The 21825-nt window shown below is 59.4% G+C and carries 26 protein-coding genes; 15 read left to right on the top strand and 11 right to left on the bottom strand.

Annotated features, from left to right (window positions below; genetic code table 11):
- Window positions 1-101 precede the first annotated feature (101 nt).
- Window positions 102-1634 carry an acyl-CoA carboxylase subunit beta gene (locus ACQKP1_RS16805; protein WP_427276128.1) on the bottom strand — a complete coding sequence of 511 codons (1533 nt, stop codon included), beginning with the start codon at window positions 1632-1634 and terminating at the stop codon, window positions 102-104.
- 134 nt (window positions 1635-1768) lie between these two features.
- On the opposite strand from ACQKP1_RS16805, the gene ACQKP1_RS16800 reads away from it, so the two are divergent.
- Window positions 1769-3178 carry a helix-turn-helix domain-containing protein gene (locus tag ACQKP1_RS16800; RefSeq protein WP_427276127.1) on the top strand — a complete coding sequence of 470 codons (1410 nt, stop codon included), beginning with the start codon at window positions 1769-1771 and terminating at the stop codon, window positions 3176-3178.
- 242 nt (window positions 3179-3420) lie between these two features.
- Window positions 3421-5247 carry an AIPR family protein gene (locus ACQKP1_RS16795; protein WP_427276126.1) on the top strand — a complete coding sequence of 609 codons (1827 nt, stop codon included), beginning with the start codon at window positions 3421-3423 and terminating at the stop codon, window positions 5245-5247.
- Between the two features lie 338 nt (window positions 5248-5585).
- Here the strand turns inward: ACQKP1_RS16795 and ACQKP1_RS16790 are convergent, their stop codons facing one another.
- From ACQKP1_RS16790 to ACQKP1_RS16770, 5 genes are all read right to left on the bottom strand, one after another.
- Window positions 5586-6659, bottom strand: a complete 1074-nt coding sequence (locus ACQKP1_RS16790) for an enoyl-CoA hydratase/isomerase family protein (RefSeq protein ID WP_427276125.1) — start codon at window positions 6657-6659, stop codon at window positions 5586-5588.
- Between the two features lie 275 nt (window positions 6660-6934).
- A complete protein-coding gene (locus ACQKP1_RS16785) occupies window positions 6935-7891 on the bottom strand; it encodes a D-2-hydroxyacid dehydrogenase (protein ID WP_427276124.1) in 957 nt (318 codons plus the stop codon).
- A 59-nt stretch (window positions 7892-7950) separates the two neighbouring features.
- On the bottom strand, window positions 7951-8577 hold the full coding sequence (locus ACQKP1_RS16780; RefSeq protein WP_427276123.1) for a glutathione S-transferase family protein: 627 nt from the start codon (window positions 8575-8577) through the stop codon (window positions 7951-7953).
- On the bottom strand, window positions 8577-9248 hold the full coding sequence (locus ACQKP1_RS16775; RefSeq protein ID WP_427276122.1) for a Rieske 2Fe-2S domain-containing protein: 672 nt from the start codon (window positions 9246-9248) through the stop codon (window positions 8577-8579). Before ACQKP1_RS16775 ends, ACQKP1_RS16780 begins: the two co-directional genes overlap by 1 nt.
- Window positions 9245-9526: a hypothetical protein gene (locus ACQKP1_RS16770; RefSeq protein ID WP_427276121.1), complete on the bottom strand. Its 282-nt coding sequence runs from the start codon at window positions 9524-9526 to the stop codon at window positions 9245-9247. Before ACQKP1_RS16770 ends, ACQKP1_RS16775 begins: the two co-directional genes overlap by 4 nt.
- Window positions 9527-9642: 116 nt before the next feature.
- Between ACQKP1_RS16770 and ACQKP1_RS16765 the strand changes: the two genes are divergently transcribed.
- Complete coding sequence (locus ACQKP1_RS16765) at window positions 9643-10500, top strand: aromatic ring-hydroxylating dioxygenase subunit alpha (protein WP_427276120.1); 858 nt, start codon at window positions 9643-9645, stop codon at window positions 10498-10500.
- Window positions 10501-10563: 63 nt separating this feature from the next.
- On the opposite strand, the gene ACQKP1_RS16760 is transcribed toward ACQKP1_RS16765, so the two are convergent.
- Window positions 10564-10761 carry a CsbD family protein gene (locus tag ACQKP1_RS16760; RefSeq protein WP_203017722.1) on the bottom strand — a complete coding sequence of 66 codons (198 nt, stop codon included), beginning with the start codon at window positions 10759-10761 and terminating at the stop codon, window positions 10564-10566.
- A gap of 215 nt (window positions 10762-10976) precedes the next feature.
- Between ACQKP1_RS16760 and ACQKP1_RS16755 the strand changes: the two genes are divergently transcribed.
- Window positions 10977-11330: a DUF883 family protein gene (locus ACQKP1_RS16755; RefSeq protein WP_203017720.1), complete on the top strand. Its 354-nt coding sequence runs from the start codon at window positions 10977-10979 to the stop codon at window positions 11328-11330.
- 2 nt (window positions 11331-11332) lie between these two features.
- The gene (locus ACQKP1_RS16750; protein ID WP_203017718.1) at window positions 11333-11776 is read left to right on the top strand and encodes a phage holin family protein; all 444 of its coding nucleotides are present in this window, start codon (window positions 11333-11335) and stop codon (window positions 11774-11776) included.
- A 51-nt stretch (window positions 11777-11827) separates the two neighbouring features.
- Here ACQKP1_RS16750 and ACQKP1_RS16745 read toward each other — a convergent pair whose 3' ends face one another.
- Window positions 11828-12025 carry a NepR family anti-sigma factor gene (locus ACQKP1_RS16745; RefSeq protein ID WP_203017716.1) on the bottom strand — a complete coding sequence of 66 codons (198 nt, stop codon included), beginning with the start codon at window positions 12023-12025 and terminating at the stop codon, window positions 11828-11830.
- Window positions 12026-12177: 152 nt separating this feature from the next.
- On the opposite strand from ACQKP1_RS16745, the gene ACQKP1_RS16740 reads away from it, so the two are divergent.
- The 5 genes from ACQKP1_RS16740 to ACQKP1_RS16720 all read left to right on the top strand — a co-directional run bounded on the left by ACQKP1_RS16740 (window position 12178) and on the right by ACQKP1_RS16720 (window position 15767).
- The gene (locus ACQKP1_RS16740) at window positions 12178-12972 is read left to right on the top strand and encodes a response regulator (protein WP_203017714.1); all 795 of its coding nucleotides are present in this window, start codon (window positions 12178-12180) and stop codon (window positions 12970-12972) included.
- 99 nt (window positions 12973-13071) lie between these two features.
- Window positions 13072-14049 (top strand): sensor histidine kinase, encoded by a 978-nt coding sequence (locus ACQKP1_RS16735; RefSeq protein ID WP_246754009.1) that lies wholly within the window; start codon window positions 13072-13074, stop codon window positions 14047-14049.
- Between the two features lie 45 nt (window positions 14050-14094).
- Window positions 14095-15156, top strand: a complete 1062-nt coding sequence (locus tag ACQKP1_RS16730) for a zinc-binding metallopeptidase family protein (RefSeq protein WP_203017712.1) — start codon at window positions 14095-14097, stop codon at window positions 15154-15156.
- A gap of 87 nt (window positions 15157-15243) precedes the next feature.
- Complete coding sequence (locus ACQKP1_RS16725; protein ID WP_427276119.1) at window positions 15244-15573, top strand: hypothetical protein; 330 nt, start codon at window positions 15244-15246, stop codon at window positions 15571-15573.
- Window positions 15574-15575: 2 nt separating this feature from the next.
- Window positions 15576-15767, top strand: coding sequence for a hypothetical protein (locus tag ACQKP1_RS16720; RefSeq protein ID WP_203017711.1), 192 nt, complete (start codon window positions 15576-15578; stop codon window positions 15765-15767).
- Window positions 15768-15843: 76 nt separating this feature from the next.
- On the opposite strand, the gene ACQKP1_RS16715 is transcribed toward ACQKP1_RS16720, so the two are convergent.
- On the bottom strand, window positions 15844-16008 hold the full coding sequence (locus ACQKP1_RS16715) for a DUF1328 domain-containing protein (protein WP_006724652.1): 165 nt from the start codon (window positions 16006-16008) through the stop codon (window positions 15844-15846).
- A 105-nt stretch (window positions 16009-16113) separates the two neighbouring features.
- Here ACQKP1_RS16715 and ACQKP1_RS16710 point away from each other — a divergent pair, with 105 nt between their 5' ends.
- Window positions 16114-16389 (top strand): NepR family anti-sigma factor, encoded by a 276-nt coding sequence (locus ACQKP1_RS16710; RefSeq protein ID WP_054147944.1) that lies wholly within the window; start codon window positions 16114-16116, stop codon window positions 16387-16389.
- Window positions 16386-16952 (top strand): RNA polymerase sigma factor, encoded by a 567-nt coding sequence (locus ACQKP1_RS16705; RefSeq protein WP_006724650.1) that lies wholly within the window; start codon window positions 16386-16388, stop codon window positions 16950-16952. The genes ACQKP1_RS16710 and ACQKP1_RS16705 overlap by 4 nt, the downstream gene beginning before the upstream one ends.
- On the opposite strand, the gene ACQKP1_RS16700 is transcribed toward ACQKP1_RS16705, so the two are convergent.
- Window positions 16920-17318, bottom strand: coding sequence for a response regulator (locus ACQKP1_RS16700; RefSeq protein ID WP_006724649.1), 399 nt, complete (start codon window positions 17316-17318; stop codon window positions 16920-16922). The genes ACQKP1_RS16705 and ACQKP1_RS16700 overlap by 33 nt on opposite strands.
- Window positions 17319-17440: 122 nt before the next feature.
- Between ACQKP1_RS16700 and ACQKP1_RS16695 the strand changes: the two genes are divergently transcribed.
- The gene (locus tag ACQKP1_RS16695; RefSeq protein WP_203019798.1) at window positions 17441-18196 is read left to right on the top strand and encodes a Crp/Fnr family transcriptional regulator; all 756 of its coding nucleotides are present in this window, start codon (window positions 17441-17443) and stop codon (window positions 18194-18196) included.
- 67 nt (window positions 18197-18263) lie between these two features.
- Here the strand turns inward: ACQKP1_RS16695 and ACQKP1_RS16690 are convergent, their stop codons facing one another.
- Window positions 18264-18428 (bottom strand): DUF1328 domain-containing protein, encoded by a 165-nt coding sequence (locus tag ACQKP1_RS16690; protein WP_006724646.1) that lies wholly within the window; start codon window positions 18426-18428, stop codon window positions 18264-18266.
- Window positions 18429-18689: 261 nt separating this feature from the next.
- Here ACQKP1_RS16690 and ACQKP1_RS16685 point away from each other — a divergent pair, with 261 nt between their 5' ends.
- Entirely contained in the window at window positions 18690-20261 is a 1572-nt protein-coding gene (locus ACQKP1_RS16685) for a Re/Si-specific NAD(P)(+) transhydrogenase subunit alpha (protein ID WP_427276472.1), read from the top strand.
- 21 nt (window positions 20262-20282) lie between these two features.
- Complete coding sequence (locus ACQKP1_RS16680) at window positions 20283-21785, top strand: NAD(P)(+) transhydrogenase (Re/Si-specific) subunit beta (protein ID WP_203017709.1); 1503 nt, start codon at window positions 20283-20285, stop codon at window positions 21783-21785.
- Window positions 21786-21825: the final 40 nt, after the last annotated feature.

Here is a 21825-nt window from a genome sequence, read left to right as displayed (position 1 = left end):
CGGATCCTTTCTCGGTGAAGCGCCTCGGGCGCGCCGAGAGTTATATAGGCCTTCCGTGTTGTCCTTGCCCACTCTCAATGCATGATCACAACGGGCCACTGTTACAACGGGATCGTGTCGTGCTTTTTCCAATGGGTGCCGACCTGCTTGTTCCTGAGGCTCGCAAAAGCCTTGGCAATGCGGCGGCGTGAGGAATGCGGCATGATCACCTCGTCGATGAAGCCGCGTTCGGCGGCCTTGAAGGGGTTGGCGAAGTTGACCTCGTACTCCTTCGTCCGCTCTGCGATTTTTTCCGAGTCGCCCAGTTCCGAACGGTAGAGGATTTCGGCAGCGCCTTTCGCGCCCATGACGGCGATTTCTGCCGTCGGCCAGGCATAGTTGATATCGGCGCCGATATGCTTTGATGCCATGACGTCGTAAGCGCCGCCATAGGCCTTGCGGGTGATCAGCGTCACCATCGGCACGCTTGCCTGGCTGTAGGCGAAGAGCAGCTTCGCGCCATGCTTGATGACGCCGCCATATTCCTGGGCGGTGCCGGGCAGGAAGCCGGGCACATCGACCAGCGTCAGGATCGGGATCGAGAAGGCATCGCAGAAGCGGACGAAACGGGCAGCCTTGCGCGATGAATCGATATCCAGGCAACCGGCCAGCACCATGGGCTGGTTGGCGATGACGCCGACCGTCTGGCCTTCCATGCGCATGAAGCCGGTAATGATGTTTCTGGCGAAAGCTTCCTGGATCTCGAAGAAATCGCCTTCGTCAGCCAGCGCGTAGATCAGCTCCTTCATGTCATAGGGCTTGTTGGAACTGTCGGGGATCAGCGTGTCCAGCCGCATTTCGACGCGAGCCGGATCGTCATGGAAGGGGCGGACCGGCGGCTTTTCGCGGTTGTTGAGCGGCAGGAAATCGAAGAGCAGGCGGACCTGTTCCAGGGCTTCCACGTCGTTCTCATAGGCGCCATCGGCAACGGAGGATTTCTTCGTATGGGTCGAGGCGCCGCCCAGTTCTTCCGCCGTCACGATCTCGTTGGTCACGGTCTTCACCACATCAGGGCCGGTGACGAACATGTAGGATGAGTCCCGCACCATGAAGATGAAATCGGTCATGGCGGGGGAATAGACGGCCCCGCCGGCGCAGGGGCCCATGATCACGGAGATCTGCGGGATGACGCCCGATGCATCGACATTGCGCTTGAAGACATCGGCATAGCCGGCAAGCGAGGCCACACCTTCCTGGATGCGGGCACCGCCACTGTCGTTGAGGCCGATGACCGGGGCGCCTGTTTTCATCGCCATATCCATGATCTTGCAGATCTTCTGGGCATGGGTTTCCGACAGCGAGCCGCCGAGCACGGTGAAATCCTGGGAGAAGACATAGACCTGGCGGCCGTTGATTGTGCCCCAGCCGGTGACCACGCCATCGCCCGGCACCTTTTGGGTCTCCATCCCAAAATCCACGCAACGATGCGTGACATACATGTCGTATTCTTCAAACGAGCCTTCGTCGAGCAGGACCTCGATGCGCTCGCGGGCGGTCAGCTTGCCCTTGCCATGCTGGGCGGCGATGCGCTTTTCGCCGCCGCCGAGGCGGGCCTCGTCGCGACGGGCTTCGAGCTGGTCCAGGATCGTCGACATGCTTCCTCCGGAATGATCTGTTTGGCTTTAAGGCCTTGTGTGACACCTATTCCACTGTGCCGCAGAAGAAAACGGTTGAACAGGTGCATCTGTGGATTTATGAATTTGCAAATTGAAAATTGCGATTTTGCGAAATGGCCATCGGGAAACTCTTCATCGGCCGCAAGGTCCGCGACATCCGCCAGGCAAACGGGGCCACCCAGGCGCAGTTTGCCGATATGGTCGGCATTTCCACCAGCTATCTCAACCAGATCGAAAACAACCAGCGCCCCGTCTCGGCCTCGGTGCTTTTGTCGCTGGCGGAAAAGTTCGGCATCGACATCACCGAGCTGTCGTCGGGCCAGAACGACCGGCTGATGTCGGCGTTGACGGAAGCGCTCTCCGATCCGCTGTTCGAGACCTATTCGCCAAGCCTGCAGGAGCTGAAGCTTGTCACCCAGAACGCACCCGGCTTTGCCCATGCGCTGATTGCCGCCCATCAGGCTTACAGGCGCGGCAACGAGCAGCTGGCGAGCCTCGACGACCGGCTGGGCGCGGCCCCCAGCCAGGAGGTGACGCCTTACGACGAGGTGCGCGACTTCTTCCACTTCGTCGACAATTACATCCACGATCTCGACCTCGCTGCCGAGCAACTGGCGACAGAGCTGAAGCTCGGGGAGGGGGAGAATTACGCGGCCCTTTCAGGCCATCTCGAAGCGCGGCATGGCGTGCGCGTCGTGCGCGGTGAGGCGGGCGACGAGGCGATCCGGCGCTTCGATCCGGTGGGGCGGATCCTGACCGTCAGCCGCTATGCCTCTGCCCCAACCCGCGATTTCCAGATCGCCATCCAGATCGCCCAGCTGGCGGCGGCCACGAAAATCGACAAGGTGCTGAAGCAGGCGAATTTCCGCAGTGAAGAGGCGGTCGAGATCTGTCGCATGGGGCTTTACAACTATTTCGCCGGTGCTCTGATCCTGCCCTATCGCAGCTTCCTCACCGCCGCACGGGATCTGCGCCACGACATCGAACTGCTCGCCGCCCGTTTCGAGGCTTCGCTGGAACAGGTCTGCCACCGTCTTTCGACGCTGCAGCGACCGGGCCTAAAGGGCGTGCCGATTTTCTTTGCCCGCATCGACCGGGCCGGCAATATCACCAAGCGGCACAGTGCCGCCCGCCTGCAATTTGCCCGCTTCGGGGCGGCCTGTCCGCTGTGGAATGCGCATCAGGCCTTCGAGACGCCGGGCCGGATCATCCGCCAGACGGCGGAGACGCCCGACGGCGTGCGCTATCTCTGCATCGCGACGCAAGTGTCAAAAGGCTCCGCCGGCTTCCGCGCCGCCAATCCGCGTTACGCCTTGGCGCTCGGCTGCGAGATCTCCTATGCCGGCGCCTTCGTCTATGCCGACGACCTCGACCTCTCCAACCGCGGCGCCTTCGACCCCATCGGCATTTCCTGCCGCATCTGCGAGCGCATCAAATGCACCAGCCGCGCCGTGCCGCCGCTGAAAAGGAAGCTGGTGGTGGATCATCGGGTGCGGAACCCGATGCCGTATGAGATTGAGTGAGGTGGGTTTCTTTAAGGAGCAATTTCTCCGGGGCGGCGGCTACAAATTATCGGGTAATGGGCCTATTCGTACATTTCATTCGGTATTGGTTGTATTTTGCTTTCAAGCATTAGATCTAATTTTCTTTTGCTCACTTGTTCAGCGGGTGGAGCTATGATGAGAATCGGTGCATCCTTTAGTAACGGTGTGCCCTCTATGCTCGCCCAATACGCTCAATCATTGTTCTTTCGCTCGGGGTCAGCATGTCGAGAAAATATGCAATTCTGGTCAAAATTCTCGACCAGATACGGGAGGAAGCACGCGGTACAAAATGGGCAAATCAGTATGCAGTCGATAATGACTCGCACGATGCCGTCATGGCTGCTCGAAGTCGTGCCTATATCCACCTCTACCTCAAAGTTATGTTTGGTATTGGCCGATTTGAGGAGCGTGAAGCCTATGTAACAGATGGTAGCTATGACGGCGGAATCGATGGTTTTTTTATCGATAAGGAGCGCAAGAAAATCTACCTTCTTCAGTCAAAATTCCGTAATACTGAAAAGAATTTTGAGGAAAAGAATATTGAATATGAAGAACTACTCTCCATGGATATTGACCGCATCACTGCTGGTCATGAGAAGGATGACGCTGGAAATAAATACAATGGCAAAATACAGGGTCTTATTCGTAGAATATCTGAAATAGATGATGTGGCTAGGTACGGTTATGAGGTCGCGATTCTCGCAAATTGCAGCATCACCCCTCAAAATGTGAGAAGGCTCACTGACGGCTTCAAGGCCGAGGTATTCGACTTTTCCCGCGTCTACAATGATCTGGTGTTTCCGATTATCAGTGGTACCTATTTTAAAGCCTCTGACTTAACAATAAAATTGGATCTAAATAATAAGAGTGCTGGCGCAAAAACCAGTTATTCTGTGAATACCCCATCATATGAGTGTGAAATTACCGTTCTTTTTGTCCCTGCAATCGAAATTGCTGAAGTGATGGACAAATACAGAAATTCAGTACTTGAGTTCAATCCGCGCAGCTATCTCGACCTAGACGGTCAGAACGTCAATGCCGCGATCAAGGAGACGCTACTACGGCCAGACAGTAATGAATTCGCCCTCATGAATAATGGCCTCACCATTCTATCGGACGAGACCAACCTCAATGAGCGAATTGGCCAGCACAACAAGGCGCAACTGCGATTGCTGAATCCACAAATCATTAATGGCGGGCAAACGGCCTACACCCTTAGCCGAGCTTTAAACGAAGATCGTGAGAATGCAGCACAACGGTTTCACGGTAAGGAAGTCTTGGTCAAGGTGATCACACTGACAGCTAAGGATGCAACACAAGATAATGTTGCGGAGCGCCGACGCCTTATCGATGAAATTTCATCCGCAACGAACCGCCAGACGGCTGTCATCACAACGGACAAATTTTCGAACGATTCAATTCATCTTGACGTTCAGAAACTCCTCTTCGATCGGTTTGGTCTGCTGTACGAGCGCAAGCGTGGTGAATTCAGCGACGGCGTTTTCGCGGGGTATATCGACCGCTCAGACGTTTTGGACCGCACATTGTTTATGCGCCTGTTGCTCACGGTTTACGGCAGGATTGGGCGCGCCGTGAGGAAGAGAATATTCGCAATACATGGATTTAGCGATGTCGAACTCAAAGACATTGCTCTTCTCGATAGGTTTAACCTTGGTCTGGAACTCTTCCGGAGAATTGCGCCACGCAACACGAACTCGCCAAAGAAATTCAGGGATGCGCTGGCAAAGGTATACATAGGTGTTTCGATGGTTAACGACGCTAAGATGAGCGTCAGAGAGGCTTTTGATTTTATAGATAGCGCATGGGATGAGTTGCTGAGACAGGTCGCGCAAACAAGAAAGAAACATGTAGCGCGGTATGTCGATCCTGATACCGGGAATTCGCGTACCGCTTTCAGCCCTGAGAAGTGGATGAACAGCTCCGATTTTCAGACTGACTTGTCAGAATTCGTAGCAATGCAGGCTAAATCAACTCCGCCCTGGAAGAGTATTCGTAGTAATGAGCAAGACATCGAACAGACGGCGTAGATTTTCGCCCAATCTCAAGGTTTCAGCAGCTGTTCGCAGCGAGTCGTCGCCATTTCGGGTCCACTCTTAAGTACATCGTGCATTCGCGACACCGGAGTTTTATTCTTTGGTATCTCGGCTGCGGTCCGCTTGCCTTAAACATTCAATGATTTTGGTCACTTACGCACGCTATCCGCGCAAAGCGGTAGATCCCTCGGCCCATTGCGGGACACGGTCTACGTGATCAACTGCCTTCCCGTGTTGCGGCTAATTGAGAAGCGGAGAGATTGAGTTGATGCAGATGCGGAGCGTCATGCCATTCCAGTGAAAGATCCGCAGACTGCCCAGCATCCCCAAACCTACCCAAACAACCGCTCATCCCGTGCCACAAAAAACGCCTCGACACTCTCCGGCGCCACATCCTCCAGCGTCGCCGGGGACCATTTCGGGTTCCTGTCCTTGTCGATGATCGCAGCCCGGATGCCTTCGTAGAAGTCGGGGACTTTCACCACCTGGAGGGTGCCGGCGAATTCGCGTTCGAGGCAGGTTTCGAGGTCCTTGGAGCGGCGGGCCTCGCGCAGCATCCTGAGCGTCACCTTCAGGCTGGTCGGCGATTTCGCGCTGATGGCGTTGAGCGTTCGGGCGGCGAGGTCGCCCTGTTCCTTGTCGAGGGCGGCGATGATCTCTTCCACCGTGTCGAAGGCGAAGCAGCGGTCGATCATGGCGCGGCCTTCGGAAAAGATGCCGGTCGGGCCGTCCACGGTATAGTCGCGGATGATCGAGGCCATCGTTGCCCCGAGGGCGGGTGCGGGCAGGGCGGCGATCCGCTCAAGGAGTTCCGCCACCCGGTCCTGCGGGACATACCAGTCGGCAAAGCCGGCAGTGATGGCATCCGCGCCGTTCACCGCTTCGCCTGTTAGCCCCATCCAGGTGCCGAGTTCGCCTGGTGCGCGGGAGAGGAGCCAGGTGGCGCCGATGTCGGGGAAGAAGCCGATGCCGGTTTCGGGCATGGCGAGTTTCGTGGTTTCGGTGACGATGCGGTGGCTGCCATGGCTGGAGACGCCGACGCCGCCGCCCATGGTGATGCCGTCCATCACGACGACATAGGGCTTTTTGAACCGGGCGATCCGCGCGTTCAGGCGGTATTCGGCCTTGAGGAATTCCGACGCCTTGCCGTCGCCGGCCTTGCCGCTTTCGTAAAACATCCTGATGTCGCCACCGGCGCAAAGTCCACGTTCGCCCTCGCCGGTGACGAGGACGGCGGCCACTTGGTGGTCGGCCTCGAAGGCGTCGAGCGCCTTGCCGAAGGCGAGAATCATGTCGTGGGAGAGGCTGTTCAGCACACGCGGCCGGTTGAGGGCGATCAGCCCGAGCGCGCCTTCTCTTCCCGTCAGGATTTCCTCACCCTGATAGTCCGCCTCCAGATACCGCATGCCGTCCTCCCTTGTCTTTTGAGAGAGTTAGATATGCGTCGCGGCCAAAGGGCAAGGGGTGGGGTGTTGCATAGCGAGCGGACCCCCCTCTGCCCTGCCGGGCATCTCCCCCACAAGGGGGGAGACTGGCTGAACCGCCGGCCCGCTCACATTCCTTTGGCGCCGCAAAGGGATCGGCAAACGCGGCGATCCGCTCTCCCCCCTTGTGGGGGAGATGTCACGCAGTGACAGAGGGGGGTATCCACATGCGACAGCCTTAGACTGCCAAAGCAGGATCAGCCGACGAGATTGCGCGGCTTACCCGCAAGAAACAGCTCGATATTCTCGATCAGCTGGTCGGCCAGCGCCTGGATTGCCTCGCGGCTTGCCCAGGCGACATGCGGGGTGAGGATGACGTTTTCGCGTGACGCGATCCGCATCATCGGGCTGTCGGCGACGGGTGGTTCGCCATCGGTGACATCGAAGCCGGCGCCAGAGATCTGGGCGGCATCGAGGGCCTTTTCCAGCGCCAGTTCATCGACGAGGCCGCCGCGTCCGGTGTTGATGAGCAAGGGCTTGCGTTCCATCAGGGCGAATTCGCGCGCACCGATCACGCCGCGCGTTTCCGGTGTCAGCGGGCAGTGCAGGGTGATGACGTCAGAGCGCTTCAGGACCTCGTCGAAAGCCGTCTGGCCGGGCTTGAGGTCTGTTGCGCCGCGACGACCGGCTGAGAGCACCGTCATGCCGAAGGCCTCGGCGATCTTTCCGACGGATTGGCCCAGCGTGCCATGGCCGATGATGCCGAGCGTCGAGCCGCCGAGATCGGCGATGGGATAATCGAAATAGCAGAATTGCGCCGCCTGCTGCCAGCGGCCCTCGATGACCGACTGACGATAAGGCAGGATCGAGCGGCGCAGTGCCAGCATCAGCGCGAAGGTGTGTTCGGGCACCGTATGCTTGGCGTAGTTCCTGATATTGCAGACGGCGATGCCACGCGCCTTGGCTTCCGCGAGATCGACGATATCGGTGCCGGTGGCGGAGACGGCGATCAGCTTGAGTTTTGTGGCGCCGGCAAGCGCTTCGGCGCGGACCGGGGCCTTGTTGGTGATCACCACATCGGCATCGCGGATGCGTTCAGCGACCTCGTGCGGGTCGGTGCGGGCATGGACCACCATTTCATGCGGCACGGAGGGCGCGCGGACCACGGTTTCCGGCGACAGCGTGTCGCGGTCGAGAAAGACGATGCGGATCATGGCGGACCTCCCTGCGTTGCCATCGACCTAGCCGAGCGGCTTTCGGCCAGCAAGGCAGGTCAATGGTAATCCGGTACGCCGGGCATGGTGATGAAGCCCGGAAGCGCGCGGAAACGGCGCAGCCAGCGGCGAAGGGCCGGGTATTCGTCGTGATCGATGCCGCAGTCACGCGAAAGCGCAAAGCTTGGCAGGAGGGCCAGGTCGGCGAGTGTCGGGGTGTTTCCAACGAACCAGTCCGAGCCTTCGATCTGCCTGAGCGTCATGTGGTCCTCCATGATGCGGAAGGCTTTGCGGGCGGCCTTCAGATCGCTGTCGCTGGCGCCCTCCGAGGTGAATAGTGCCGCCTCGCGGGCGTCCACCGCGGGTTTCAGCTCCCGGGTGGAGAAGCCCAGCCATTGCTGCACGCGTCCGAAGTCGCCGGGATCTGTCGGGAGCCACGGGCTGTCTGGCGCATAAGCGCGGACGATATAGGCGAGGATGGCCGCCGTGCCGAACAGCCTGACGTCGCCGTCTTCGAGGATCGGCAGCGTGCCGGTCGGGTTGAGCGCCAGCATATGCGGCTTTTCCTGCTCGCGTCCCGGTGCCCTGTCGATGGCAACCGTCTCGAAGGTGAGGCCGAGCATGGAGAGGAGAAGGCGGACGCGAAAGCCGTTTTCGTCGAGGTGGTAGTCGTAAAGCCTGATCATCACGCGGCCTCCACCATTTGGGCTTCAACGCGGTTGCGCAGGTCCGTGGCCCATAGGATCAGGTCTCGGCGAATGGCTGCGGAAGTGTTTCCGGTCACCGTGATGTGCAAGGCCGTGCGTGCAAGGTCGCGGGGTTGGGCCGCGACCAGGACGGTCACGTCGTTACCTTGGAAGGTAACCAAGCCAGTCCCACTCTCGACCGGACGATAGCCCTCGGGTGGGGCTGCTGTTGCCGCCAGAAGAGCCGCGTTCGTCGATAGGTCGACGAAGAGGCTGCGAACGGGTTCGGCGCTCTCGGGATGCGCCGAGAGGTCCGCTGCATCCGCCCCGTCCGGTGCCATCCAGATTATCCCGGCGCGTTCGGTTGCGGCAAAGGTCGGGACCTTGATGGTCTGGGGCACCTCGAGATCCGGGTGCGCCGGAATGTAGCGACATTGGCCACCCGTGTCGTAGCGCCAGCCGTGATAGAGGCAGGCGATGTGGTCGCCGCGCACGAAGCCGAAGCTCATGCGCATGCCGCGATGCGGACAGCGGTCCTCCCAGACATGGATTTCGCCCTTGTCGTCACGCCAGACGACGCGCTCCTCGCCGTTGACGAGGGTGCCGGCAGAGGTGCCGGCCTCGACGTCCGCGGAAAGGGCAACGGGGATCCAGGGAGAGGTTGATGTCATGATGCGGCCTTTGCGGGCAAGTCTTCGTCTGTTTGAAATCTTGATACGTCGAGCACGATGCTGTCATAGGGGCCGAGGCTGACCGCCATTTCGAAGGCGTCGATCAGGGCTTCCGGGCCCGACAGCGTCAGGCGACAGCGATGGTAGTCGCAGGCCGCAATCTTGAGCCCGAGCGAGAGGCGGGCGGCCCGATGTTCGGCGAACGCGATGAAGCCCTGCGGCTCCAGCCTTCCGGAAAAGGTGAAGCCGACGGTCATATGGTCGGCTTTCGCCGTCATCGGATGGGGATCAGTGTTGCCTTGCAATTGTGCGCGCTCTAATTTTTGGGCAATCTAGCGGCGGGTGAGATCGGGTTTCAAGCGGTTTCTCCCGTGCTCCAGAGGAAAGACAGACTATGCAGAACGGTATCGACAAGGCGTCGCTTGATCAGTGGTATGTGCTCGATACCGAGGCGGTGATCCCTGTGGGCCGATCGCAGAACCGGTTGCTCGGGACGGATCTGACTGTCGTCAGACAAGCGGATGGGGCGATCGAAGTGTTTGCCGAGGGGCGGGCCGAGCCGCTGCCGCTACGCCATCGCTTCGGCTTTCTCTGGGCGACGCTGGGCGAGCCCGAGCGCGAGATCTTTCCGCTGCCGGAGGCCGACGAGCCGGATAGACGCTATGTGCCCTGCGGCGTGGTCACGGTGAAGGCTTCAGGACTTCGCATCGTCGAGAACTTCCTCGACATGGCGCATTTCCCCTTCGTGCATACGGATGTTCTGGGAGCCGAGCCGCATACGGAAGTACAGAGCTATGATGTCGAAATCCGCCGCGACGAAGACGAGGTCTGGGCGACCAACTGCACCTTCTTCCAGCCGCAGGCGGCTCTGTCGGCGTCCGACGGCATCACCACCCAATACATGTACCGGGTGATGACGCCGTTCACCACGATCCTCTACAAGACATGTCCCAACGCTACCAATCGCTGGGATGTCATCGGCCTCTTCGTCCAGCCGCTCGATCCCGGCCGCTGCCGGGCGCATCCGATCATGTATCTGATCGACGATGTCTCAACGACCACGGAGCTTATCCATTTCCAGCAAATGATCTTCCTGCAGGACCGCATCATCCTTGAAAACCAGCGGCCGGTACTCCTGCCGCTGGAGCCGCGCAAGGAAATCCCAACGCGGGCAGATGCCTCGTCCATCGCCTATCGCCGCTGGCTGAAAGAAAAGGGCGTGACCTACGGCGCCAGCACAGTGGCTGCCTGAGGCGCAGCAAAAAACCCGGAAGCGGGCGCTTCCGGGTTCCGGGCATTCCTTAGCCTGCAGGTCTTAGCTGCGGCTCATCCACTCGTCGATCTCGCGATCGGCTTCTTCCTGGGTCTTGCCATAGGCAGCCTGGATCTTGCCTGAGAGCTCCTTGCGCTTGCCGGCGATCACATCGAGATCGTCACCTGTCAGCTTGCCCCACTGGGTCTGGGCTTTGCCCTTGAACTGTTCCCAATTGCCTTCGATCTGATTCCAATTCATCGGATAACTCCCGTGTCGGTGAATGGTCGAGGCTTGATGTCCTCGGGGCTGAAAACGTCGGCTAATGCGGGAAGTTCCATCGGCTGGGTCGAAGCCGATCAGATCGGGCCCGTGGCCTCGTGCACAAGAAAAGGCCGAGGTGATGATGGAACACTCGTCCGGTCACGGCGTTCTTGTTGCGAACTGCCTTTCATGAACAATCCAAGGAGAATTCCATGGCCCAGGTACCGAGCGCCTCCAAGAGCAAGATCGAAGTCAAGGCAAACGATCTCGCAGACCGCATCGAAGACAAGGCGAACACGGCGGGTACCGCGACCAGCGGTGACGTCCAGGCGGACCTCGAAGCCCTGCGCCGCGATATCGCTTCTCTGACGCAGACCGTCGCCTCCTTCGGTAGCGGCAAGATCCGTCAGGCGGGCGAAACCTCACAGGAATATATCGACAGCGCACGTGAGCGCTTCATGAATGCTGAAGAAGATATCGAAGCCTATGTGCGCGCAAAGCCGCTGCAGTCGCTCGCTATGGCCGCTGGCGTCGGCTACGTTCTTGCGCTTCTCAGCCGGCGCTGATCATGCTGCCACTCCTTAGACATTTGGGCATCGTCGCCTTTGGCAAGGTGCGGCCGACCGCCAACAAGGTCGGGCGCTCCGTGATGGCGGGTGCGATTGCCGGTGTGTTGGGGCTAACGACCTATGTCGCCCTGCTTCTGGCTCTCGGCTTCTATCTGACCAGCATCATCGGTCCGATTTATGCTGCCTTGGTCATCGCTGGCGTCACGGCGCTCTGCGCCATCATCGTCATCGTCGTGGTGCAGTCGATCAACCGTCGCGCCGAGCGTCGCATGGAAGCCCGTCAAAGGGCCGCCAGGGCACGGCTGCCTGATCCGATGACGCTGCAGTTATTGGCTGGTGTGCCGGCGCTGATGAAGGGACGGTCCCTGCTGACTGCCGCGGCGATTGCAGCAGTCGCCTATGGGGTCGCCAAGTCGCAAGGTGTCGGCAACGATCGCGATTGACCTGCGCTTTTGAGAGACGGTTGGGCTTTTCGAAGCCCGGCCGTTCATATGTCAGGGTTTCCTGGACTTGGCTTTTGCTTCCGCATCGTGAAGCTTTTCGAGAAGGTCGAGAAATTGGGACGGAGTGCCTTCGTCGACGATACTGTCGTAGTAGCCACGAAGCTTTGACGCGATCAATGCGTTCGCATTTTGCCGCTTTGCCTCCGACGGCTTCTTCGATTTATTTCCATCCGGAGGGCCTTCAGCCATGTCTGTCCAATTCCGTCAGTTTGCCAAGCGAGACGACAATTAACGTGATAAGCCCGAACAGGCAAAAAAGTTCCAAAGACGATGGAACATTTTTTTTCGAGCCGCGTTTTCTGCCGAGTCCGCACCTTTATCCATTTCGATTGGAGAACTGCATGTCCCTTACTGCCCGCGTCGCTGTCCATCTTCCTTACCTGCGCCGTTACGCACGCGCCGTCACCGGTTCGCAGACCTCCGGAGATGCCTATGTCGCAGCGGTCCTGGAAGCGCTGATCGCCGACATCTCCATTTTTCCCGACACCGGTGATGACCGTGTCGCTCTCTACAAGCTGTTCGTGACGATCTACGATTCGACCAAGGTCGAGCTTCCCCAGATCACCTCGCCCTTTGCATGGGAAAAGCGTGCCGCCGCCAACCTTGCATCCGTGCCGACGCGCGCGCGCCACGCCTTTCTTCTGATCACGGTCGAAGGTTTCACCACCACCGAAGCGGCCAGCGTGCTGAGCGTCGGCGAAGCCGAATTCAACGCGCTCTTCAACGAGGCCTCGATGGAGATCTCCCGCCAGGTCGCGACCGACATCATGATCATCGAAGACGAGCCTCTGATCGCGCTCGACATCGAGCAGATGGTCGAAGACCTCGGTCACCGCGTGACCGGCATCGCCCGCACCCATGCCGAAGCCGTCGATCTCTATAAGCGTACCAGCCCGAAAATGGTCCTCGCCGACATCCAGCTTGCGGATGGAAGCTCGGGCATCGATGCCGTGAACGACATTCTCAAGGTCGATACCATCCCGGTCATCTTCATTACGGCATTCCCGGAGCGCCTGTTGACTGGCGAGCGTCCTGAGCCTGCCTTCCTGGTCACCAAGCCGTTCAACCCCGACATGGTCAAGGCTTTGATCAGTCAGGCGCTTTTCTTCAACGAGCGCGTGACCGAGCAGGCTTGATATAGCTCTTGTGGGGCATAGGTTAGAGCGAGGAATGGACCGGCAGACGGAGCCGGTCCCAGATGCCGATAATGGCGGAGCAGGCAATTGGTACATCGGTTGACATGGTTTGAACCTCAGCGCGGCGACGAACAGCTGCGGGAGTTCTTCATAACCGCGCTCATCGACATGGGCGCCAGCCTCACTCTTCAGGATAAAGATGGTACCTATGTCTGCATCACCTCGCTGCCGGCTCGCTGGCGGCTGGCGGCGGGGGCAACTCCGTCCGACGACACCATCTTCGGGCCGGAGATCGGGCAGAAACTCGCAGAGCTCAAGTCCGGGTTACAGAATGCCGGAGATCGTGCTGAGCTCGAGATTGAGGCGGGAGACGATACCTTCTTCGAATTCCGCTGCCGCATGGTCGAGATGGCGGATCATGATTTGCATTTGATCACAGTTGTCATCGATCGCACCGAAGACCGGCGGCGCGAAAGGCTTTTGCGCGCACTCCTGCGGGAAGTCAGCCACCGGTCGAAGAACCTTCTCGCGATCATTCAGAGCATCGCATCCCAGACGGCCCGGTATTCCGGGACGCTGGACATGTTCCTCGGAAAATTCCGGGGCCGGCTGCATGCCCTTTCTCAGTCGCAAGACCTGATCACCGACTCCAGCTGGCGCGGGGCCTATTTTCGCGATCTCCTGAAGCAGCAGGTCGATCGCTACGTTCAGGAAAACGCAGATCTGGTTCAGGTCGTGGGCGACGACGTTCTTCTGACACCCAATGCGTCGCTGCATATCGGGCTTGCCTTGCATGAGCTGGTGGTCAATGCCGTTAGCCATGGTGATTTCCTGCAACGACGCCAGCCGATCGAGGTCTCGTGCCGGAAGCTCGAAACGCCCGCGGGTCCCGTGGTGGTGATCGTCTGGTCCGAACCATTTACCGCTCGCGAAAACGAAGAAACCAAGGCGGCGCGCTTCGGCAGCACCGTTCTGGAGCGAGTCGTCCCATCTTCGGTAAACGGCGAAGCGCATCACGAACTGACGAACGGACAGGTGCGCTACGAGCTGCGCTTTCCACTCGAGATCTTCGACTGAATCTTTGGCGCCCCCGCGGGTGTCCTTTCATGGAAAGATACGGCCATGCGCCTGTTCAGTTGCAGCAACTGTTCGAACGTCGTGCATTTTGAGAATGACGGTTGCGTCACATGTGGGGCGCGTCTGGCTTTTCGTTCGACCAGTCTCGACATGGTGGCGCTGGATGGTTCCGGCACGCATGTGCTCAATAAAGGCATAACGGAAACCGGGAGCGTCCGGCCTTGCGCCAATGCGGCCCTGGGCGGGTGCAACTGGCTCGTTGAAGATGAGGATGCCAGCGGCTTTTGCGTCGCCTGCCGGCACAATGTTACGATCCCGGATCTTTCGGTGCCGGAAAACCTCCAGAACTGGCAGAGAATCGAGCTCGCGAAACGCGGGCTCTTCTATTCCATTCTCAGGTTCAGGCTGCCCCTGGTCACACGCACAGCCGATCCCGAGCAAGGGCTGGGTTTCGAATTTCTCGCGGATGATCCGGCAGACAGCGGTGACGGGCCAGTGCTGACCGGTCATGCCGACGGCCTGATCACGCTCAATATTGTCGAGGGTTCCGACGCAGAACGGGAGGCGCGGCGTGTGGCGCTTGGAGAGCCATTCCGCACCCTGCTTGGCCATTTCCGCCATGAGGTGGCCCATTATTACTGGAATGTCCTCGTGCGGGACAGGAATGCCTTCGAGGCCTTCCGGAGTGTGTTCGGCGACGAGCGAGCCGATTACGGTGAGGCTCTGAAACGCCACTATGCCGAGGGCCCCCCGCTAGGCTGGGAGAACAGCTTCATCTCCGCCTATGCCGCGAGCCACCCTTGGGAGGATTTCGCCGAGACCTTTGCCCATTACTTCCACATCGTCGACGCGCTGGATACGGCGGATGCCTTCGGTCTCAGAACCAATCCCGATGTCGAGGCCGATGTGCCGGCGATCGAGCTGAAACGCACTTTTGACAGTTACGGCATTGGCAGCGCAGGCGCCCTGATCCGCGCCTGGGTGCCGCTGACGCTAGCGATCAACAGCATCAATCGCAGCATGGGTCAGCCGGATCTCTATCCCTTCGTGCTGTCCGAGCCGGTGATCGGCAAGCTGCACTACATTCATGGCTTGATCCGCTCCTAATCCCTGCCGTATGGGCGTTTCACGCCATTGTTCCTGGAACTGTCGTGCAGTCTTCGCGTTAACCTTTAGGTAACACGGAGAACGATCATGAACAGTATGGCTGCCCTGATGGTCATTGTGGCCTGCCATCCGCAAGACACCACATGTCTGCAGGATCCGGTCGCTGTTATTTCTTATGACACGGACGAGGCTTGCTACGGCGCGCTGCCAAAAGAACTTAAGCGCGCGCGGGCCATGGCCGAGATCATCTATGGCGATTGTTTCCCCGTGAACTCCGATCTCGTGGCTGGTCGAAACATCCGCCAGACGATCGATCCCAACAAGCTGGCCGTGCTCGAGGCGCCTGTCTCAACCGCCGGCCCTGCCGAAGCGCAGGCCTTGATGCCGCCTGTCCCTGCCGAACGTTATGGAGAATGATGATGAAGCCCGAAGTCTCGGCCGATCCGAATTTAGTCAACGTCGACGCACAGAACCGCCATGTCTCGCAACAGGCGGGCCTCGATCAGGACCTCGAATCTCAGGTCCCGCCCCGCTACGGCTCGTTCACCGTCACGACGCTCGGCGTCATTCTCGTCCTGTTATTCGCCGCTGTCGTCTGGATCCTGCTCTGAGCTTCGATCTGAATTTCTCCCATGAAAAAAGGCCGCTTCTTCGGAAGCGGCCTTTTTTGCTACGTCAGTTTCTCGTTCACGCCTGACGGAAGAGCCGCATGGCGAGCGAAACGAGGAAGAGAATGATAAAGATACCAAAGAGGATCTTGGCGATGCCAGCCGATGCGCCAGCAATGCCGCCGAAGCCGAGAACGCCAGCGATCAGGGCGACGACCAGAAATACGAGTGCGTAGTAAAGCATGTTGGGTTCTCCGTGTTTCGATGCCGGATGAACGTTGGCTCGTGGGCTTTGTTCCATTCGGATCACGGTTTCGAGAGCTACGCAGCGTTGAAATAAAATAATTGCATGTTCGGGAACCTTCTGCGCCCTTTGGCGTTGTCAGGCGACACTGTTTCAAACCCGTTGGACCAAATGACAGAACATTCGAAGAAAGCGCCGGCTACGAACGGGCTGCCTGGAATGGCCGCCTTTCATCCCGGCGTGTCCGCGCAATTGCGCGAATACTATCAGTCGGTACAGGAAGAAGGGATTCCGGATCGGTTCCTCCAGCTCCTGGAGCAACTGGATGTGGCCGAACGCCAGGCCAGTGAGTCCACTCGCATCAAGGACAATGCTCGATGACTGTTGGCGATAAGTCGACCGACCACTCCTTCAAGCGCGACCTCTTGGCAGCGCTGCCAAACCTGCGTGCCTTTGCCGTATCGCTGACCGGCCGACATCACGTCGCCGACGATCTGGTGCAGGACACGATCATGAAGGCATGGGCGAAGCAGGATCATTTCGAGCCCGGCACCAACATGAAGGCTTGGCTCTTCACCATTCTTCGCAACGAATTCTATTCGCAAATGCGCAAGCGTGGCCGTGAGGTCTCCGACACCGACGGCATCTTCACGTCGCAGCTCTCCACCCATCCCCAGCAGTATGGTTCACTCGACCTGCAGGACTTCAAGCGTGCACTTGATCAGTTGCCGAGCGACCAGCGCGAGGCGATCATTCTCGTTGGCGCTTCCGGCTTCGCCTATGAAGAAGCTGCGGAGATCTGCGGTTGTGCCGTCGGCACGATCAAGAGCCGCATCAATCGAGCACGCAACAAGCTTCAGGAGATCCTGGGTGTGAGCGGCGAGGGCGATTACGGCCCCGATGCCCACAGCTCAGCGGTCATCAAGAAGGCTTTTGCCGTCTGAGGGCCCGCGACCATGCGCCGCTTTCAAAACCGCCGCAGCCAGTTCGTGGGCTTGCGGCGGCTTTGTGACCAGCGGATGCTCGGTCACGATGCTTGGGATGTCGGTAAAATGTCCGTAGGACGACAGAAAGACGGGCTTCGCACCAGCTTTCATGATCAGGTCTGTGCGCTCGACATTCAAGGCCTCGTTCAAGGCCGCATCGATGATCACCACATCGAATGCGGTCGTCTGGACGGCTTCTGCCAGTCGGGCCAGCGGGGCGATGGTCACATCGCAAGGCAGATCGTCAAGAAGAATGCGCTCCACCTCCATGGCAATCAGATACTGGTTCTCGGCAACGAGAACGCGGAGCGGCGCAGTCATCATGGAATTTCCTTTTGTCAGGCGCGCGTTATGGGACGTGCCCCGACCAGCGTCATTTAAAAAAGACATGTGCAGCCTGCATTGTTCCAATCCGGAACAGCATGACGGACAAACGAGGTTATCCCGTGGCAATCGAACCGCGTCATTCCCCCATTCGTGTAAGCTGTTTCGAATGTCCCTTGCGGCATATGAAACGGTTCCGCCCTTTCACTGAGTCAGAACTGGAATTCGTCTCCACCTTCAAGCGTGGCGAACTCGTTGCCGATCCGGGAACGACCGTGCTCGTCGAAGGCGCGCGCAGCGCCCATCTTTACACGGTGCTGTCGGGTTGGGGCTTCCGCTACAAGATCCTCGAAGACGGCCGACGACAGATCCTGAACTACATCGTGCCTGGCGACATGATCGGCCTGCAGGGCGCTGTCATGGCCGAGATGCAGCATTCGGTTGAAGCCCTGACACCCATGACGCTCTGTGTCTTCGAAAGAAGTCGGCTGTTTTCCCTGTTCGAGCTGCATCCGGGGCTGAGCTTCGATCTCACCTGGCTTGCAGCGCGCGAAGAGTGCATTCTTGACGAACATCTGCTCAGCATCGGGCGCCGGTCTGCGCTGGAGAGAGCCTCCTACCTCCTGGCCTTCCTGTTCGATCGTGGCATGAATGCCGGCATCCTCGGCGACAACCACCGCCATATTCCAGTCACGCAGATGCATTTTGCCGATACGCTCGGGCTCTCGATTGTCCATACCAACAAGACGCTGAAGAAGCTCGCCGACCGGGGGCTCATACGCTGGCGCGAGCGGGGCTGCGACATCGTCGACCCCCTCGGCCTGCAGGAAATTTCCGGTTGGACGCCGGCCGAGCAAAGGGTCAGGCCTTTCATCTGATCGCTGCATAGAAAAAGGCCCGCATCGCTAATAGCGTGCGGGCCTTTTCCGTCTGGGTGAACTCTCGTCAGGCGACGATGACGACGCCGGTAAAGAGCGCGATGATCATAACGACCAAGACGATGAAAATCAGGATCTTGGCGACGCCGGCCGAGGCGCCGGCCACGCCACGAAAACCGAGCAGGCTTGCGACAGCGGCGATCAGAAGAAGGATGAGGATCCATTGCAGCATGTGGGTCTCCTTGTGCGTTGTTCCCGTGGGAAACAGGGCCAGCGGTCAATTGTTCCATCGGGTGTCATCGGGAGCCGCGTGTGTGCGCTGCAACAAAAATCGGTTTAAGCGGATAAGCCTCAGGACAAAACAGTCATTTGTTCTCGGAGCTGGACTAGACAGGGGGCCTTAGTTCTGGTCGTGTCCGCGATCGGAGAGTCCTTCGACTTTGGACGAAGGACAGTAGGTGGAACCCGTTCGAACGGAGTTTGGGAGATGGGATTGAAGATCGGATCGCCAAGGGAGATTTATGCCGGCGAGGCCCGCGTCGCGATGACGCCTGATAGCGCCTCGCAGTTGCGGAAACTCGGCTATGAATGCGTCATCGAAAGCGGTGCCGGCAAGGCCGCGGGGTTGTCGGACGATGCCTATCGCGCCGCCGGCGTGACGGTGGTCGAGACGGCCGCTGCGCTTTATGAAACAGCTGACATCATCGCCAAGGTGCGTCCGCCGGAAACGGCTGAAGTCGATCGTCTCGGACCTGGCAAGACGCTGATCTCCTTCTTCTATCCGGCCCAGAACACGGCTCTGCTCGAGCAGGCCAAAGACAAGGGCGCGACGGTCGTTGCCATGGACATGGTGCCGCGCATCAGCCGCGCCCAGAAGATGGACGCGCTGTCGTCGATGGCCAACATCGCCGGCTATCGCGCAGTGATCGAGGCTGGCAATAATTTTGGCCGTTTCTTCACCGGTCAGGTGACGGCGGCCGGCAAGGTGCCGCCGGCCAAGGTGCTGGTGATCGGTGCGGGCGTCGCGGGTCTGGCCGCCATTGGCACGGCCACGTCTCTCGGCGCCATCACCTATGCCTTCGACGTGCGGCCTGAAGTTGCCGAGCAGATCGAGAGTATGGGCGCTCAGTTCGTCTATCTCGAATTCGAAGCGACGCAGGATGGCGCAGCGACCGGCGGTTACGCGGCACCCTCTTCACCGGAATTTCGCGAAAAACAGCTTGCCAAGTTCCGCGAGCTGGCGCCCGAGATCGACATCGTGATCACAACCGCGCTGATCCCCGGCCGTGATGCGCCGAAGCTGTGGCTCGCCGACATGGTCGCTGCGATGAAGCCGGGCTCCGTCGTCGTCGACCTCGCAGCCGAGCGAGGCGGCAATTGTGACCTGACGGTTCCCGACCAGAAGATCGTCTCCGAGAACGGCGTGACCATCGTCGGCTATACCGATTTCCCGAGCCGCATGGCTGCGCAGTCCTCGACGCTCTACTCCACCAATATCCGCCACATGATGACGGACCTGACGCCGGCCAAGGATGGCGTGGTCGTTCACAACATGGAGGACGACGTCATCCGTGGGGCGACGGTCACCAAGGGTGGCGAGATAACCTTCCCGCCGCCGCCGCCGAAGATTCAAGCGATCGCGGCTGCCAAGCCTAAGGAAAAGGTGAAGGAGCTGACGCCCGAGGAGAAGCGGGCGCAGGAAATCGCCGCCTTCAAGACGCAGACCCGCAACCAGGTGGCGATGCTCGCCGGTGGCGGTGCGTTGATCCTGCTCGCGGGCCTTTACGCGCCGGCCAGCTTCATGAGCCATTTCATCGTCTTCGTGCTCGCCTGCTTCGTCGGTTTCCAGGTGATCTGGAATGTCAGCCATTCGCTGCACACGCCGCTGATGGCGATTACCAATGCCATTTCCTCGATCATCATCCTGGGGGCCCTGATGCAGATCGGGTCGGGCAACTTCCTGGTGATCATCCTCGCCGCACTGTCGGTTCTGATGGCCGGCATCAACATCTTCGGCGGCTTCATGGTGACACGGCGTATGCTCGCCATGTTCCAGAAGTCTTAAAGAGCGGGGAGGGGAAAACTCATGGAATACGGATTCACCACAGCGGCTTATGTCGTCGCAGCCGTTCTCTTCATCCTGTCGCTCGGCGGTCTCTCAGGTCAGGAAAGCGCCAAGCGCGCCGTCTGGTACGGTATATCAGGCATGGCGCTTGCAGTTCTCGCGACGATCTACGGTCCTGGCGCCGGTAACTGGTTGGTCTCGGTCGTGATGATCGCCATCGGCGGCAGCATCGGCTGGGTCGTTGCCCAGCGCGTGCAGATGACCGAGATGCCGCAGCTTGTGGCTGCCATGCATTCGCTGGTCGGTCTGGCTGCCGTCTTTATCGGCTTCAATGCCGAAATCGAGATGTGGCGGATTGCTAGCTCGCTCGCCAATGCCAATATCGCGTTCTGCGATCCCGCGCTCAATGCGGTCGTCTGCGCTGCTCAGAACGGTCACACGGCCCTCTTCAATGACTTTACCGGCTTTGCCCTGAAGATTGCCGAGAAGACCAGTGCCGAGATAGCGGTTCTGAAGATCGAGGTCTTCCTCGGCGTCTTTATCGGTGCCATCACCTTCACGGGTTCCGTGGTCGCCTATGGCAAGCTGGCGGGCAAGGTCGATACGACGGCCAAGAAGCTGCCGGGCGGGCACATGCTGAATGCGGGTGCTGCTCTCGGCTCGCTGATCCTGCTGGTGCTCTATTTCAACGGCGCCGGCAGCTGGACGCTGATCCTGATGACGCTTCTGGCGCTCTTCATCGGCTATCACCTGATCATGGGCATCGGCGGCGCCGACATGCCCGTCGTCGTCTCAATGCTCAACAGCTATTCCGGTTGGGCTGCTGCTGCCATCGGCTTCTCGCTGTCGAACGATCTCCTGATCGTCGTCGGTGCTCTCGTCGGTTCGTCCGGTGCGATCCTTTCCTACATCATGTGCAAGGCGATGAACCGCAGCTTCGTCTCGGTCATCTTGGGCGGCTTCGGCGGCACGACCGGGCCGCAGATGGAAGTCGTGGGCGAGCAGATCGCCATCGACGGCGACGGCGTGGCCAATGCGCTGAACGATGCAGACAGCGTCATCATCGTTCCGGGTTACGGCATGGCGGTCGCCCAGGCGCAGCAGTCTGTATCGGAACTGACCCGCAAGCTGCGCGCCGCCGGCAAGACTGTGCGCTTCGCGATCCATCCGGTCGCCGGACGCCTGCCGGGCCACATGAACGTGCTGCTCGCGGAAGCGAAGGTGCCTTACGACATCGTTCTGGAAATGGACGAGATCAACGAGGACTTCCCCGAAACGGACGTCGCCATCGTCATCGGCTCGAACGACATCGTCAACCCGGCCGCCCAGGAAGATCCGAACTCGCCCATCGCCGGCATGCCAGTTCTGGAAGTGTGGAAGGCGAAGCAGGTCTTCGTTTCCAAGCGCGGCCAGGGCACCGGCTATTCCGGCATCGAGAACCCGCTGTTCTACAAGGAGAATACGCGCATGTTCTACGGTGACGCGAAGAAGTCGATCGACAGCATCCTGCCGCTGATCAAGTAAGGCGGTTGCTGCACTACGAATGAGGAAGCCGGGTGGAAAC

Origin of the sequence: Allorhizobium sp. NPDC080224 (assembly GCF_050281005.1) — a bacterium.
Classification (GTDB): Bacteria; Pseudomonadota; Alphaproteobacteria; order Rhizobiales; family Rhizobiaceae; genus Allorhizobium.
Note: the sequence above shows the minus strand (reverse complement) of the source record. Positions and strands in the feature narration are given on the sequence as shown.

Coding starts and splice junctions, on each gene's coding strand:
- ACQKP1_RS16805 (WP_427276128.1), bottom strand. CDS start 1,634: ATGTCGACGATCCTGGACCAGCTCGAAGCCCGTCGCGACGAGGCCCGC.
- ACQKP1_RS16800 (WP_427276127.1), top strand. CDS start 1,769: ATGGCCATCGGGAAACTCTTCATCGGCCGCAAGGTCCGCGACATCCGC.
- ACQKP1_RS16795 (WP_427276126.1), top strand. CDS start 3,421: ATGTCGAGAAAATATGCAATTCTGGTCAAAATTCTCGACCAGATACGG.
- ACQKP1_RS16790 (WP_427276125.1), bottom strand. CDS start 6,659: ATGCGGTATCTGGAGGCGGACTATCAGGGTGAGGAAATCCTGACGGGA.
- ACQKP1_RS16785 (WP_427276124.1), bottom strand. CDS start 7,891: ATGATCCGCATCGTCTTTCTCGACCGCGACACGCTGTCGCCGGAAACC.
- ACQKP1_RS16780 (WP_427276123.1), bottom strand. CDS start 8,577: ATGATCAGGCTTTACGACTACCACCTCGACGAAAACGGCTTTCGCGTC.
- ACQKP1_RS16775 (WP_427276122.1), bottom strand. CDS start 9,248: ATGACATCAACCTCTCCCTGGATCCCCGTTGCCCTTTCCGCGGACGTC.
- ACQKP1_RS16770 (WP_427276121.1), bottom strand. CDS start 9,526: ATGACGGCGAAAGCCGACCATATGACCGTCGGCTTCACCTTTTCCGGA.
- ACQKP1_RS16765 (WP_427276120.1), top strand. CDS start 9,643: ATGCAGAACGGTATCGACAAGGCGTCGCTTGATCAGTGGTATGTGCTC.
- ACQKP1_RS16760 (WP_203017722.1), bottom strand. CDS start 10,761: ATGAATTGGAATCAGATCGAAGGCAATTGGGAACAGTTCAAGGGCAAA.
- ACQKP1_RS16755 (WP_203017720.1), top strand. CDS start 10,977: ATGGCCCAGGTACCGAGCGCCTCCAAGAGCAAGATCGAAGTCAAGGCA.
- ACQKP1_RS16750 (WP_203017718.1), top strand. CDS start 11,333: ATGCTGCCACTCCTTAGACATTTGGGCATCGTCGCCTTTGGCAAGGTG.
- ACQKP1_RS16745 (WP_203017716.1), bottom strand. CDS start 12,025: ATGGCTGAAGGCCCTCCGGATGGAAATAAATCGAAGAAGCCGTCGGAG.
- ACQKP1_RS16740 (WP_203017714.1), top strand. CDS start 12,178: ATGTCCCTTACTGCCCGCGTCGCTGTCCATCTTCCTTACCTGCGCCGT.
- ACQKP1_RS16730 (WP_203017712.1), top strand. CDS start 14,095: ATGCGCCTGTTCAGTTGCAGCAACTGTTCGAACGTCGTGCATTTTGAG.
- ACQKP1_RS16725 (WP_427276119.1), top strand. CDS start 15,244: ATGAACAGTATGGCTGCCCTGATGGTCATTGTGGCCTGCCATCCGCAA.
- ACQKP1_RS16720 (WP_203017711.1), top strand. CDS start 15,576: ATGAAGCCCGAAGTCTCGGCCGATCCGAATTTAGTCAACGTCGACGCA.
- ACQKP1_RS16715 (WP_006724652.1), bottom strand. CDS start 16,008: ATGCTTTACTACGCACTCGTATTTCTGGTCGTCGCCCTGATCGCTGGC.
- ACQKP1_RS16710 (WP_054147944.1), top strand. CDS start 16,114: ATGTTCGGGAACCTTCTGCGCCCTTTGGCGTTGTCAGGCGACACTGTT.
- ACQKP1_RS16705 (WP_006724650.1), top strand. CDS start 16,386: ATGACTGTTGGCGATAAGTCGACCGACCACTCCTTCAAGCGCGACCTC.
- ACQKP1_RS16700 (WP_006724649.1), bottom strand. CDS start 17,318: ATGATGACTGCGCCGCTCCGCGTTCTCGTTGCCGAGAACCAGTATCTG.
- ACQKP1_RS16690 (WP_006724646.1), bottom strand. CDS start 18,428: ATGCTGCAATGGATCCTCATCCTTCTTCTGATCGCCGCTGTCGCAAGC.
- ACQKP1_RS16680 (WP_203017709.1), top strand. CDS start 20,283: ATGGAATACGGATTCACCACAGCGGCTTATGTCGTCGCAGCCGTTCTC.